We start from the raw sequence: 12,634 nt of genomic DNA, 5'->3' as shown, positions 1-12,634 counted from the left end.
AGCGGATTCACCCCGTATTCCGGGAAATAAACCATCGATCCTAAGATACAAACTTGCGGCAATTCTCAACCATTGTGCCGTACAAGGCACGGATCAACTCTGACGGGCGCAGGCGGCCGAAGGGGATGTTTTCAATCGCGTACTCCACCAGTACTTCCGGGGGTTTGACCGGAACGATCTCAAAACCCGCCTTGCGCAGGCCGTCGACTACAGCTTGAGCCTGCTTGGTATAATTTTCGTTAAAGAAGGTTTTGTCCGCGCGCTTGATGGCATGGGCGATGGTGTCGACGATCTGAGCCAAGGCGGCTTATCCTTTGGTGGCAGGCTTAAGAGGGCGACGGTCCGTCAGCGGCTGATCCCGTGGCGGCGCAACTCGGCCCCCAGCCGGCCGGCCACGAACAGGAAGAACATGCGGAAGTCGCTGACCAGCGACCACAGCGGATAGGTGAAGGTGGCTGGCCGGTTGTGCTCCACGAAGAAGTGGCTGATCCAGGCGAAGAGGTAGCCACATACCGGGGCGGCGGCGAAGTAACGCCAATCCCCCGTGACCAACCCGCCGGCCAGCGCCAGCAGCACCAGGCCGGTGCCCACGAAGTGCCAGGCCCGCGTGGCCGGCAGCGCGTGTTCGCCCAAGTAGAAGGGCCAGAACGCGTCATAGGTGGCGATGCGCGGTTCGTGTGCCGTCATGGTCTTTCCTCCCAGTCTCAACGCGCCCAGTCTCAACGCGGCCGGCCTGTTCGCGGGGCGGCACTGACGCCTGCGCGCTTGCAAAGCCCGCCGGCCGGCCTTAAGTCTCCGCCGAATTAGACCAGAGGGGCCCCCGCCCCCGCAAGCGGCCCGCCCCCTGGTCCCCGCCAGAGATATGAGGAGCATGGCCATGGGCTATAAAGTCGCCGTCGTGGGCGCCACGGGCAATGTCGGGCGCGAGATGCTGCAGATCCTGGCGGAACGGGAATTCCCCGTGAGCGAGGTCGTGGCCCTGGCGTCCGAGCGCTCCATCGGGTCGGAGATCAGCTTCGGCGACGATGACCTGCGGGTGCAGGACCTGGCCAAGTTCGACTTCACCGGCACCGACATCGTACTGTCCTCGGCCGGCGCCAAGGTGTCCGCCCAGTTCGCGCCCAAGGCCGCCGCCGCCGGCGCCGTGGTGATCGACAACACCAGTCATTTCCGCATGGATCCGGATGTGCCCCTGGTGGTGCCGGAGGTGAACCCCGAGGCCATCGCCGGCTACAAGAAGAAGGGCATCATCGCCAACCCCAACTGCTCCACCATCCAGATGGTGGTGGCGTTGAAGCCCCTGCACGACCTGGCCCGCATCCGCCGCGTGGTGGTGTCGACCTACCAGTCCGTGTCGGGCGCCGGCAAGGAGGCGATGGACGAGCTGTTCACCCAGACCCGCGCCATCTATGTGAACGACCCGGTCGAGAAGAAGCAGTTCACCAAGCAGATCGCCTTCAACGTCATCCCCCACATCGACGTCTTTATGGAAGACGGCACCACCAAGGAAGAGTGGAAGATGACGGTGGAGACCAAGAAGATCCTGGATCCGTCCATCAAGGTGACCGCCACCTGCGTGCGCGTGCCCGTGTTCATCGCCCATTCCGAGGCGATCAACGTGGAGTTCGAGAACCCCATCAGCGCCGATGAGGCCCGCGCCGCCCTGCGCCGGGCCAAGGGCGTGTCTCTGATCGACCACCAGGCCGACGAGGGCTATGTCACCCCCGTCGAGGCCGCCGGCGACGACCTGGTGTTCGTCAGCCGCCTGCGCGAGGATTTCACCGTGGAAAACGGCCTGAACCTGTGGGTCGTCTCCGACAACCTGCGCAAGGGTGCGGCGCTGAACGCCGTGCAGATCGCCGAACGGCTGGTGAAGGATCACCTGAAGAAGTAGTCGGCCGGCTGGCCAAACCCAGGAAAAGGGCGCCGCCTCGATGAGGCCGGCGCCCTTTTTTCATGGCGTGAACAGAGGCTCAGATGCGGGAGCCCGGCGCCTTGGCGCCCCATTCCGTCAGGAAGGCCGCCACTTTGCCGGTGTCGTAGCCCTTGCCCTGTTCCAGCAGCCCGGTGTCCTGGGAGTGCAGCACCTTGCCCTCGCCATCCAGGACGAACAGGTGGGGATAGCCCGCCATCTTGGGCCACTGGCCCAGCAGCGCCTCGTTCTTGTTCTCCTTGCTCCAGTTCACCTTCACGGTGACGAAGCCCTGGTCACGCAGCGTGCGCAGCCGCGCGTCATCGGTGAACAGGGCGTCGAAACGATGGCACCACACGCACCACTCCCCGCCCACGTCCACCAGCACGCGCTTGCCCTGCGCCTTGGCCTGGGATGCCGCCACGGCCACATCATGGGCGGCGTCCCGGGCGGGGTCGAACGCCTCCGCCGCGATGGGTGCAGCGTCTCCGGCACGGGTGGGCATTGGCACCATCAGCGGCGCCACCGCCAGGGACAGGGCGATCAGCAGGGGACGCATCGGGGCCACTCCTCTCATGACTGCTTGGCCGTCACTTCCAGTTCGCAAATGGGGGAGGCCATGCCGCGCGCCGACAGGCGGACATGCATGCCCTGGGCGTCGCGCACCTTCAGCGTGGTGGCGGCGCCGGCGGCCAGGTCCATGGTGCGGCCGGCCGTGGCCACCGTGCTGTCGGTCAGGATGTATTCCAGGGTGCAGCGGCGGTTGCCGATGTTGCGGAACAGGGCCTCGCCCGGGCCGCTGATCTTGAAGCCGAAGCTGCGGCCGTCGTTGAAATCCATGCGGCCGGCGCAGGGGCTGCCGGCCCCCACCACGCACTCCACGTCGCGCGGCGGCGCCTTGGCGTTGCCCACCAGGCGGGGATCGCGCAGCAGCGGCTGGTTGGCGGTGACCGGCTCACCGGCACCGGGCGCGCCCTCTTGCGGCGGTGGCGCCACCTGGGCCCAGGCGCCGCCGGCGCCCAGGCACAACAGCGCCCCCAGGAAGGCGCCACACAGTTGGGTGCCACCCACTCGCGTGCCATGGCGCGTTGCGGGGGAAAGGAATGGGCGGCGGGTACGCGACGGCATCGGGGAAGGGCTCCTCGGTAGCAATGGACCTGCCCCAGGACCGGGCCCCCGGATAAGGGGCATCCGGGGACAGGATGACGGCCTGTCTTAGGGGTAGACCCGCGACAGGCTGTGGGCAAGCCGCATGACGCGGGACATGGGGATGCTGATCCTGTTACCACGGATGGGACGCGGGCGGCCGTCGCCCCCGTCACAGGACGGCGCTATGGTGCCGCAAATCCGTCCGCCCATCTTGCCCATCTTGTACGAGCCGCCCATGCCCGTCACCGCCCGCCCCCGCCGTTCCGCCCTGTACATGCCGGGGTCCAACGCCCGCGCGCTGGAAAAGGCCAAGGGCCTGGACGCCGACGTCCTGATCCTGGATCTGGAGGACGCGGTGGCGCCGGACGCCAAGGATCTGGCGCGCGATCAGGTGCTGGCCGCCGTGGCCGCCGGCGGCTTCGGCCGGCGCGAGGTGCTGATTCGCGTCAACGGCCTGGACACGCCGTGGGGCCATGCCGACCTGGCGGCGGTGGCCCGGTCGGGGGCCCAGGGCGTGCTGATCCCCAAGGTGGAGTCGGCGGAGGCGGTGCGTCAGGCGGACCGTTTGCTGGCGGCGCAGGGGGCGACCAACGACCTTCCCCTGTGGGTCATGATGGAAACCGCCTTGGGCATGCTGAACGCCAGGGAAATCGCCTCCGCCTCCCCCCGCCTGGCCGGCATGGTGCTGGGCACCTCGGATTTGGCCAAGGAATTGCACGCCCAGCATACGCCGATGCGCCTGCCCATGATCACGGCCCTGGGCCTGTGCCTGCTGGCAGCCCGCGCCCACGGCCTGGCCATACTGGACGGCGTGCACCTGGACCTGGATGATGACGCCGGCCTGGACGCCAGTTGCCGCCAGGGGGTGGAACTGGGCTTTGACGGCAAGACCCTGATCCATCCCAAGCAGTTAACCGCCGCCAACGCCGCCTTCGCCCCCGACGCGGCCTCGCTGGACCGCGCCTGCCGGATCATCGCCGCCCATGCCGAGGCCATGGCCCAGGGCAAGGCTGTCGTGCTGGTGGACGGCCGCCTGGTGGAAGCCCTGCATGTGGCCGAGGCGCACCGCCTGGTGGCGCTGGCGGAGGTGATCGGAACGTCGGCAGTCGGTGGCGCCGACCGGACCTCCCCCTAAGTCGGGTGGCTCAGGTTTCCCCTTTCAAGGAGCGACGCTCCACGGTCACCGGCTGGATGGCGTAGCCACCGAAAGCCGTCAGCGCCGCCCGCATTGTCGACCAGGCCCAGTTCTCAGGCTTGCCGTCGTTCAACCTGAACCACCCGATGTAGTTCATGGAGTAGCCGGGTTCCAGGAAGCCCAGCTTCCGCAGCCGCCTGCCGGCGGCGGCGTTCAGCACACGTTTCAGGCGGGGCATGACATCGGCGGACACGACCTCGCACTGCATCGAGGGGTCCTCCGCCTTCATGCACTGGATGTAGAAGTCACCCCAGGAGAGAATGGCGATGCGATGCTCCGGCCCCGTGCCGCCAGCCACCCAGGTCACGGCCGCCGAAATGGCCTGTTGCTGCCGGGACATGGCGTCGGAAGCGTCTGCCGGCGGGGCCGGCGGACGGGCAAGGGGCTTGTCATCCCTCTCCTCCACCGGCTCCAGGCGGCATCCTTGCGCGGCCCTCGGCTTGGTGCCGTCGAAGATCACGGCCCCACCATAGGCGTTGCCGGCGGCGACGCGCGGCGGACACGCCTGGGCCGGAAACCAACCGTATTGCAGCTCCGTCTCCTGGCCGCTGGGGCTGTATCCCACATCCAGGGCATGCACCATGAAGGCCATCAGCATCTTAGGCTCAGGCGCCGGATCCCATCGCCGGATGAAGTTTCCCGTCTGCCGGTCGGCGGTGAAGCCCATGCCTTTCAGGGCCGCCAGTCGCTCTTGGGTCAGGGCGTGCCGTAGCCAAGGCTGGCCCCGGGTACCGCCCGCCTCGCAGACGACGATGGTCTGTTGCGGTAAATGCCGGCATTGCACGAACTGATAGCCATCGTGGAATTCCACCATCCCACCGCGCCCCGCCGGATCGTCCACGTAAAGCTGGGCATGAACCCTCTGGGTGATCGACTCCATGGTCGGTTCTTCCGCCCGCGCCAGCGCGGGTCCTTGAAGGAAGAAAACCAAGCCAATAACGGCGCCCTTTAACGTCCCCATGCCCCGACCCGGTAGGTTGCCATGCCGGCAATCCACTTCCAGGTTATAGTGACATCAACTATGCAACTATGGCGCCTGCCGGTATTGATAGCGATAAACTGTTGCGAACCCTACCCGGGCGTAGGTCGCCAGCGCCGGGTGGTTGGCGCCGCCCACCTGCAGGTAGGCGCGGGTGGCGCCCGCGTGCGCCCCGGCCGCCAACAGGCGCGCCAGCAGGCGGCGGGACAGGCCCCGACCACGCTGTTCCGGGGCCACCAGCACCTTGTAGACGCCGAGCCAGCCGCGATCCACGACCCCAAGCGCGCTGCCGGCATAGCGGCCCCCATCCCAGGCGCTGACATACAGGGTGGGCACAGCGATGGCGTCCAACAGGCGGCGCATGGGCTCCCCCTCCCATGGCGCCAGCGGCAGGGCCTGAGCATAGGCCGCCAGCACATCGGGGGGCGGTGCCGCGTCCACCCGCCAGCGGAGGCCGTCATCCGCCACGACCAGGCCAGCGGGGGCGATATCCGCCGCCTGCACCAGGTTCTCCTCCTGCCGCAGATAGCCGCGCCGATCCAGTTCCGCCGTCAGCGCCCCGGACGCCAGGGGGGTGATACGGAAACGCGGGGGCAGGCCTTCCCGGATATAGGCAGCCTCCGCCCGGTCCACCTTTTCCACCACCGGCAGCACACCCGCCGACAGGCAGGTGACCGAGTTGGAGCGGCCGGAATGCCCCTGGGAGAACCGCAGCAGCCAACCGTCATCGTGGATGGTCTTCAGGGCGGGCCATGCCGTCAGGCACAACTCTTCCAACAAGCGGCACAAGTCGTTGGCGGACAAGACGGAAACTTTCGCGAGGCAACGGGGTTGACGCCAGCACTGTACCGGCCGCCCCGATGCGCGGCAATCGGCCCGGCCGACGGCGAAAGCCGCCGGGCGACGAAGTTTCCCAGGGCCTGCCACCAGCCGTGTCGCCAGCCATGTCGAAAGACTCACGCACCCATGCGCCCCACCCCTTGTATTCGCAAAAGTCGGCCCCAGACAGGGCGTTGACGGACAGGAGGCGGGGGCGTAATTGACTTCACATCCTATCCGCCCCCGGCGGTGCAACAATTCGGCCGGCGTCCCGACCCGCATGTCGCGGGCGCCACATGGCCGGTGCGGCACCGGCACCTGATAATCCAAAAGGACGAGGACGCGCGAATCATGAGCGAGACCAGCGTGGCCAAAAAGGCACGGCCGCTGTCGCCCCACCTCCAGGTCTATCGCCTACCCCTGCCCGCCGTGTCGTCGATCACGCACCGCTTCACCGGCATCGCCCTGACCGTTGGCACCCTGGTGTTGACCTGGTGGCTGGTGGCGGCCGCCAGCGGCCCCGACGATTTCGACACGGCGCAGCACGTGCTGGGCAGCCCCATCGGCCTGCTGTGCCTGCTGGGCTGGACCTGGGCCTTCGGCTACCACCTGCTGAAGGGCATCCAGCACCTGATCTGGGATACCGGCACCGGCATCACCAATGCCAGCGCGCAGCGCAGCTCCGCCCTGGTGTTCGGCGGTTCCTTCGTTCTGACGGCGATCGTCTGGATCGCCGCTTTCGCCCTCTGACGGGAGCGCGCATTCCATGGCTTCTACGTCCGACAACGGTTTCCGCACGCGCCTCGGCCGTGTGCGCGGCCTCGGCTCCGCCAAGAGCGGCGGCGCCCATTGGCTGGCCTACCGCATGGTCGCGGTCCTGCTGGTCCCGCTGACCGTCTGGTTCCTGATCTCCATCGTCCGCCTGGCCAAGGCGGAGCACGCGGACGCCATCGCCTGGCTGCACCAGCCGGTGAACGCGGTCTTGCTGCTGATCACCCTGATCGCCACCTTCCACCATGCCGCCGCCGGCATGCGCGAAGTGTTTGAGGACTACATCCACGGCAAGCTGGCGCGCCTGATCGCCATCGGGCTGACCAACGGCGCCGCCATCCTGCTGGCCGCCGCGAGCGTCTTCGCCGTGCTCAAGATCGCCTTCGGGGCGTGAGGAAGGACTGTCATGGCTAACGCCTACCCCATTATCGACCATCAGTACGACGTCGTCGTCGTGGGCGCCGGCGGCGCCGGCTTGCGCGCGACCTTCGGCATGGCCGAAAAGGGCCTGAAGACGGCCTGCATCACCAAGGTGTTCCCCACCCGCAGCCACACCGTGGCGGCGCAGGGCGGCATCTCCGCCGCCCTTGGCAACATGGGCGAGGACGACTGGCGCTACCACATGTACGACACCGTGAAGGGGTCGGACTGGCTGGGCGACCAGGACGCCATCGAGTACATGGTGCGTGAGGCCGTCCCGGCCATCATCGAGCTGGAACACTACGGCGTGCCCTTCTCGCGCACCCCGGAAGGCAAGATTTACCAGCGCGCCTTCGGCGGCATGACCACCCGCTACGGCGAGGGCCAGGCCCGGCGCACCTGTGCCGCCGCCGACCGCACCGGCCACGCCATCCTGCACACCCTGTATCAGCAGAGCCTGAAGCACGAGGCCGAGTTCTTCGTGGAATACTTCGCGCTGGACCTGCTGATGGAAGACGGCGAGTGCAAGGGCGTCCTGGCCTGGAACCTGGACGACGGCACCATCCACCGCTTCCGCGGCCACCAGACGGTGCTGGCCACCGGCGGTTACGGCCGCGCCTACTTCAGCTGCACCTCCGCCCACACCTCCACCGGCGACGGCGGCGGCATGGTGCTGCGCGCCGGCCTGCCCCTGCAGGACATGGAGTTCGTGCAGTTCCACCCCACGGGCATCTACGGCTCCGGCTGTCTGATCACCGAGGGTGTGCGCGGTGAAGGCGGCTACCTGACCAACAGCCAGGGCGAGCGCTTCATGGAGCGCTACGCCCCGTCGGCCAAGGACCTGGCCAGCCGCGACGTGGTCAGCCGCTCCATGACCGTGGAAATCCGCGAGGGCCGCGGCGTGGGTGAGCACAAGGACCACATCCACCTGCACCTGGAGCACCTGGACCCGGCCATCATCCACGAGCGCTTGCCCGGCATCGCCGAGACCGCCAAGGTCTTCGCCAACGTGGATGTGACGCGCGAGCCCATCCCCGTGCTGCCGACCGTGCACTACAACATGGGCGGCATCCCGACCAACTATCACGGCGAGGTCATCAACCCGACGGCCGAGAACCCGGACCAGGTGGTCCCGGGCCTGATGGCCATCGGCGAGGCGGCCTGCGTTTCAGTGCACGGGGCCAACCGCCTGGGTTCCAACTCGCTGCTGGACCTGGTGGTGTTCGGCCGCGCCGCCGCCAACCGTGCCGCCGAGACGGTGAAGAAGGGTGCCGCGCACAAGACCCTGTCCCAGGACGTGACCGACAAGGCGCTGGCCCACCTGGACAAGGTGCGCAACGCCAAGGGCGGCACCCGCGTCGCCCACCTGCGCCTGGAAATGCAGAAGATCATGCAGAACAACTGCGCCGTCTTCCGCACCGGCGAGGTGCTGGAGGAAGGCGTGGAGCTGATGAAGGGCGTGTGGTCCAAGCGGGACGACATCGCCGTCAGCGACCGCTCTCTGATCTGGAACTCCGACCTGGTGGAAGCCCTGGAGCTGGACAACCTGATGCGCCAGGCCGTGGTCACCATCAATTCGGCGGCCAACCGCAAGGAAAGCCGCGGCGCGCATGCCCGCGAGGACTTCCCCGAGCGCGACGACCACGAGTGGATGAAGCACACCACGTCCTGGGTGGATGAGAAGGGCGCCGTCACCCTCGGTGACCGTCCCGTCCACATGTACACCCTGACCGGTGACATTGACGTCATCCCGCCCAAGAAGCGCGTCTACTGACGCCTTAGCCGAACGGACCCGATGCCATGGCCGAGTTCTCCCTTCCCGCCAATTCCAAGGTTCACACCGGCAAGACCACGTCGGTGAAGACGTCCGCCACCAAGCGGGCCAAGACCTTCCGCATCTATCGCTATGACCCGGACAAGGGCAGCAACCCCACCGAGGACCGCTACGAGATCGATCTCGACAAGTGCGGCCCCATGGTGCTGGACGCCCTGATCCACATTAAGAACGACATCGACAGCACGCTGACCTTCCGCCGGTCGTGCCGCGAGGGCATCTGCGGCTCTTGCGCCATGAACATCGACGGGCGCAACACGCTGGCCTGCCTGAAGGCCATCGAGGACGTGAAGGGCGACGTCAAGATCTACCCGCTGCCGCACATGCCGGTGGTCAAGGATCTGGTGCCGGACCTGAACACCATCTACGCCCAGTACACCTCCATCAAACCCTGGCTGCAAAGCCAGAGCCCGGCGCCGTCGCGTGAGCGGCTGCAGAGCCCGGAGGAGCGTGAGAAGCTGGACGGCCTCTATGAGTGCATCCTGTGCTTCTGCTGCTCCACCAGCTGCCCCAGCTATTGGTGGAACGGCGACAAGTACCTGGGCCCGGCCATCCTGCTGCAGGCCTATCGCTGGATCGCCGACAGCCGCGACGAGATGACGGGTGAGCGCCTGGACAACCTGGAAGATCCCTTCCGGCTGTACCGCTGCCACACCATCATGAACTGCACCCAGACCTGCCCCAAGGGCCTGAACCCGGCGAAGGCCATCGCCGAGATCAAGAAGCTGATGGTGGCCCGCGCCGCCTGACGCCGGTTCCGGCGTCAGTTCCCAGGGACGCCAGTGATTGCAACGCCGCGACGGTTCGCCCGTCGCGGCGTTTTTCTTTGGGGGCGGTGTCATCGGCACAGGCCGGTTGCAAAAGTGTCCGCCATGGCCGAAGAGGAAGGGTCAACCCGCCTCTCCACCGCCGAGATGGACGCCTTGCCGAATAGCGTGATGCAAAGCCTGCCGCCACAGCCCGCTGGCGCGGAAATCCAGATCCCCCTGTGGCGTTCCACCGGCTTCCGAGCCATCACCCTGCTCATCCTCGCCCCCATCCTGGCCAAGCTTGGCCTGATCCTGGGCTGGCGCCTGGCGGATCCGCGTTTCATCGAAGGCTGGCTGGCCAGCGGCGTCGTGCGCGACGGGTTGTCCACCCTGGATCCCAACATCGCCTACACCAGCCATGCGCTGGGGCATAGGGCGGCCCTGGACTGGCTGTCCGGCCATATTCCTTGGTGGAACCCCTATTCCGGCATCGGCATGCCGCTGGCCGGCGACATGCAGTCGGCCGCCCTGTTCCCGCCCACCCTGTTGCTGGCCCTGCCCAATGGGCAGTTGTACATGCACATCAGCCTGCAGATCACGGCGGGGGTGTTCACCTGGCTGCTGATGCGCCGCCTGGGGGTTGCGATGCTGGGGGCCACGGTGGCCAGCCTGCTGTTCGAATTCAACGGCACCTTCGCCTGGCTGGCCAACGCCGTCATCAACCCCATCCCCTTCCTTCCCATGGTGTTGTTGGGGGTGGAAGAGGCACGGGCCCGCGCGCTGGCGGGCCGGCCGGGCCAATGGGCGGGCGGATGGGGGTGGATCGCCGGCGGTCTGGCGCTGTCGCTTTACGCCGGCTTTCCCGAAGTCGCCTATTTCAACGGTCTGCTGATCGCCCTCTGGACCCTGGCACGGCTGGCGGGCCTGCGGGACCGCTCCATGGCCTATATGGCGCGCGTCGCCGCCGGAACGGTGGCCGGCCTGCTGCTGGCCGCCCCCATCCTCATCGCCTTCGTCGACTACCTGGGCCACGGTTACCTTGGCAATCATGCCACCGGCAGCTTCCGCCAGTCGCATCTCGACATCCAGCGCATGTTGACCTTGTTCCTTCCCTACGCCCTGGGCGAACTGGGCCATACGCTGGACGCGCAGGCCTTCATCTTCTGGGGCGCAGTTGGCGGCTATACCGGCCTGGTCCTGGTGGTGGCGGCCGCGATGGCGGTCTGGCGCCCCTGGCTGCGCGGGTTGCGGCTGACCCTGGCCGGTTGGTGCGTGGTGGTGACGGGCGCGGTCTATGGCCAGCACGCGATGGTGGCCGTGGTCACCGCCATCCCGGCGGTCGGCGACGCCATGTTCTTCCGGTACTTCAACCCGTCGATCTCGTTCGCGCTGGCCGTGCTGGCCGGCCTGGCCTGCCACGACTTGGCGGAGCACCCGGCGGAACGGCGGTCCAAGCTGGCCTATTGGGGCGGCTTGGCTGCGGGCGTGGCGTGCTTGGTGGCGCCGCTTTGGTTGTCCCGGCGACTGTACGTGGATGCTCCCTTCGTGCCCATCCTGGCCCGGTCATTGCTCTACGCCGTGGTGGCGCTGGCGGGCATCCGCGAACTGGGGGGCAGCACCTTCAGCAACCGCACGCGGGCTTGGATACTGGGCGCCGCGGCCGTCGCCGAAGCGGTGGTGCTGTTCGTGTTGCCCCTGCGCCATTATCCCGAAAGCGGCCGGCTGCAGACGGCCGGCGTGGAGTTCCTGCAGAGAAACCTGGGCCTGCAGCGCTTCTACACCCTGGGGCCCATCCAGCCCAATTACAGCGCCTATTACGGTATCGCGGGCATCAATCACAACGACCTACCGCTGCCCGCGGCCTGGGTGGATCACGTTTTCAACCATCTGGACAACAACACCATCGAATCGGCCTTCGACGGCCATGATCGCAAGGTGGCGGAGGGGCCGACCGCCACGGAGAACCTGCGCGCCAATCTGGACGCCTATCGGGCCTTGGGCGTGAAATACCTGGTGGCGCCCACCGGCCAAAGCCCTTTCGATTGGAAACCGCCGGGCGCGGCCGTCAGCATGACCGAGGTCCTGCGCTTGGAAGACGGCGGCAGCGCCAGCCTGGTCCTGCCGCCCGACCCGTCCATGGCGGATCGCGAGGTGCGATCGGTCGGCGTCCTGGTGGCCACGTATGTGGGGCAGAGCAGGGGCACGCTGGTCGTGCGCTTCTGCGCCGCCGACCGCTGCGCGGAAGGACGCCGGGACCTAGCCACGGCGGCCGACAACCAGTACCTGTCCGTACCCCTGGACACGCCGGTGCCTTGGTCGGGGCCAGCGGCCATCACCGTCCGCAAGGTCGGGGGCGACTTCCCCGTGGGGCTGTGGACCACGCCGGCACCGGCACGGGACCCGCAAGTGACCTTGCGTTTCGCACCCCCCGTGGCCGGCGACGAGGTCATGGACATCGTCGAGCTGCCCGGCGCCCGTCCGTATTTCACGGCGGACGGGTGCCAGTTGACGCCCGACAGCCGGGAGGCGGTGACGGCCGACTGTCCCGCCCCGGCCGCACTGACGCGGCTGGAGTTGTTCATGCCAGGCTGGACCGCGACCTTGAACGGGGCAACGGCGACGGTCGGCCAGGACGGGCCGCTGTTCCAGAAGGTCGACCTGCCCGCCGGCCGGTCGGACGTGCGCTTCCACTATCGGCCACCCCACATGGGCTGGGGCTATGCCGCCTTCCTTGTCGGGCTCGGTTTGGCGGCGGCCAGCGCCCTGCCCTTCGCCCGTAACCGGCGTTCCGCCGCGACGCCCTGAC

Annotated in this window: 13 protein-coding genes; 7 read left to right on the top strand and 6 right to left on the bottom strand. The window is 67.6% G+C overall.

Features of this window, described 5'->3' with window-relative positions:
• Nucleotides 1-40: 40 nt before the first annotated feature.
• Together UAJ10_RS14005 and UAJ10_RS14000 are read right to left on the bottom strand one after the other, a co-directional pair.
• Entirely contained in the window at nt 41-301 is a 261-nt protein-coding gene (locus tag UAJ10_RS14005) for a hypothetical protein (protein WP_322915911.1), read from the bottom strand.
• Between the two features lie 44 nt (nt 302-345).
• The gene (locus tag UAJ10_RS14000; protein ID WP_322915910.1) at nt 346-687 is read right to left on the bottom strand and encodes an Mpo1-like protein; all 342 of its coding nucleotides are present in this window, start codon (nt 685-687) and stop codon (nt 346-348) included.
• 190 nt (nt 688-877) lie between these two features.
• Here UAJ10_RS14000 and UAJ10_RS13995 point away from each other — a divergent pair, with 190 nt between their 5' ends.
• Nucleotides 878-1,894: an aspartate-semialdehyde dehydrogenase gene (locus UAJ10_RS13995; protein WP_322915909.1), complete on the top strand. Its 1,017-nt coding sequence runs from the start codon at nt 878-880 to the stop codon at nt 1,892-1,894.
• A gap of 79 nt (nt 1,895-1,973) precedes the next feature.
• Here the strand turns inward: UAJ10_RS13995 and UAJ10_RS13990 are convergent, their stop codons facing one another.
• A complete protein-coding gene (locus tag UAJ10_RS13990) occupies nt 1,974-2,471 on the bottom strand; it encodes a thioredoxin family protein (protein WP_322915908.1) in 498 nt (165 codons plus the stop codon).
• Nucleotides 2,472-2,485: 14 nt separating this feature from the next.
• Complete coding sequence (locus tag UAJ10_RS13985; protein WP_322915907.1) at nt 2,486-2,983, bottom strand: hypothetical protein; 498 nt, start codon at nt 2,981-2,983, stop codon at nt 2,486-2,488.
• 313 nt (nt 2,984-3,296) lie between these two features.
• Here UAJ10_RS13985 and UAJ10_RS13980 point away from each other — a divergent pair, with 313 nt between their 5' ends.
• Nucleotides 3,297-4,196 (top strand): HpcH/HpaI aldolase/citrate lyase family protein, encoded by a 900-nt coding sequence (locus UAJ10_RS13980; protein WP_322915906.1) that lies wholly within the window; start codon nt 3,297-3,299, stop codon nt 4,194-4,196.
• Nucleotides 4,197-4,206: 10 nt separating this feature from the next.
• On the opposite strand, the gene UAJ10_RS13975 is transcribed toward UAJ10_RS13980, so the two are convergent.
• Both UAJ10_RS13975 and UAJ10_RS13970 read right to left on the bottom strand, forming a co-directional pair.
• Nucleotides 4,207-5,136, bottom strand: coding sequence for a hypothetical protein (locus UAJ10_RS13975; protein ID WP_322915905.1), 930 nt, complete (start codon nt 5,134-5,136; stop codon nt 4,207-4,209).
• Between the two features lie 147 nt (nt 5,137-5,283).
• Nucleotides 5,284-6,039 (bottom strand): GNAT family N-acetyltransferase, encoded by a 756-nt coding sequence (locus UAJ10_RS13970; RefSeq protein ID WP_322915904.1) that lies wholly within the window; start codon nt 6,037-6,039, stop codon nt 5,284-5,286.
• A gap of 366 nt (nt 6,040-6,405) precedes the next feature.
• On the opposite strand from UAJ10_RS13970, the gene sdhC reads away from it, so the two are divergent.
• The 5 genes from sdhC to UAJ10_RS13945 all read left to right on the top strand — a co-directional run bounded on the left by sdhC (nt 6,406) and on the right by UAJ10_RS13945 (nt 12,633).
• Complete coding sequence (gene sdhC / locus UAJ10_RS13965; protein ID WP_198924759.1) at nt 6,406-6,804, top strand: succinate dehydrogenase, cytochrome b556 subunit; 399 nt, start codon at nt 6,406-6,408, stop codon at nt 6,802-6,804.
• A 16-nt stretch (nt 6,805-6,820) separates the two neighbouring features.
• A complete protein-coding gene (gene sdhD, locus UAJ10_RS13960) occupies nt 6,821-7,219 on the top strand; it encodes a succinate dehydrogenase, hydrophobic membrane anchor protein (RefSeq protein WP_322915903.1) in 399 nt (132 codons plus the stop codon).
• 12 nt (nt 7,220-7,231) lie between these two features.
• On the top strand, nt 7,232-9,019 hold the full coding sequence (gene sdhA / locus UAJ10_RS13955; RefSeq protein ID WP_322915902.1) for a succinate dehydrogenase flavoprotein subunit: 1,788 nt from the start codon (nt 7,232-7,234) through the stop codon (nt 9,017-9,019).
• A gap of 26 nt (nt 9,020-9,045) precedes the next feature.
• Nucleotides 9,046-9,828, top strand: a complete 783-nt coding sequence (locus UAJ10_RS13950) for a succinate dehydrogenase iron-sulfur subunit (protein WP_322915901.1) — start codon at nt 9,046-9,048, stop codon at nt 9,826-9,828.
• Between the two features lie 123 nt (nt 9,829-9,951).
• Nucleotides 9,952-12,633 (top strand): hypothetical protein, encoded by a 2,682-nt coding sequence (locus tag UAJ10_RS13945; RefSeq protein WP_322915900.1) that lies wholly within the window; start codon nt 9,952-9,954, stop codon nt 12,631-12,633.
• Nucleotide 12,634 lies beyond the last annotated feature (1 nt).

Origin of the sequence: Nitrospirillum guaranorum (assembly GCF_034653275.1) — a bacterium.
GTDB lineage: Bacteria > Pseudomonadota > Alphaproteobacteria > Azospirillales > Azospirillaceae > Nitrospirillum.
Note: the sequence above shows the minus strand (reverse complement) of the source record. Positions and strands in the feature narration are given on the sequence as shown.

Excerpts from the sequence above, each read along its gene's own strand:
- UAJ10_RS14000 (WP_322915910.1), bottom strand. The coding sequence starts at position 687 with ATGACGGCACACGAACCGCGCATCGCCACCTATGACGCGTTCTGGCCC.
- UAJ10_RS13995 (WP_322915909.1), top strand. The coding sequence starts at position 878 with ATGGGCTATAAAGTCGCCGTCGTGGGCGCCACGGGCAATGTCGGGCGC.
- UAJ10_RS13990 (WP_322915908.1), bottom strand. The coding sequence starts at position 2,471 with ATGCGTCCCCTGCTGATCGCCCTGTCCCTGGCGGTGGCGCCGCTGATG.
- UAJ10_RS13980 (WP_322915906.1), top strand. The coding sequence starts at position 3,297 with ATGCCCGTCACCGCCCGCCCCCGCCGTTCCGCCCTGTACATGCCGGGG.
- UAJ10_RS13975 (WP_322915905.1), bottom strand. The coding sequence starts at position 5,136 with ATGGAGTCGATCACCCAGAGGGTTCATGCCCAGCTTTACGTGGACGAT.
- sdhC (WP_198924759.1), top strand. The coding sequence starts at position 6,406 with ATGAGCGAGACCAGCGTGGCCAAAAAGGCACGGCCGCTGTCGCCCCAC.
- sdhD (WP_322915903.1), top strand. The coding sequence starts at position 6,821 with ATGGCTTCTACGTCCGACAACGGTTTCCGCACGCGCCTCGGCCGTGTG.
- sdhA (WP_322915902.1), top strand. The coding sequence starts at position 7,232 with ATGGCTAACGCCTACCCCATTATCGACCATCAGTACGACGTCGTCGTC.
- UAJ10_RS13950 (WP_322915901.1), top strand. The coding sequence starts at position 9,046 with ATGGCCGAGTTCTCCCTTCCCGCCAATTCCAAGGTTCACACCGGCAAG.
- UAJ10_RS13945 (WP_322915900.1), top strand. The coding sequence starts at position 9,952 with ATGGCCGAAGAGGAAGGGTCAACCCGCCTCTCCACCGCCGAGATGGAC.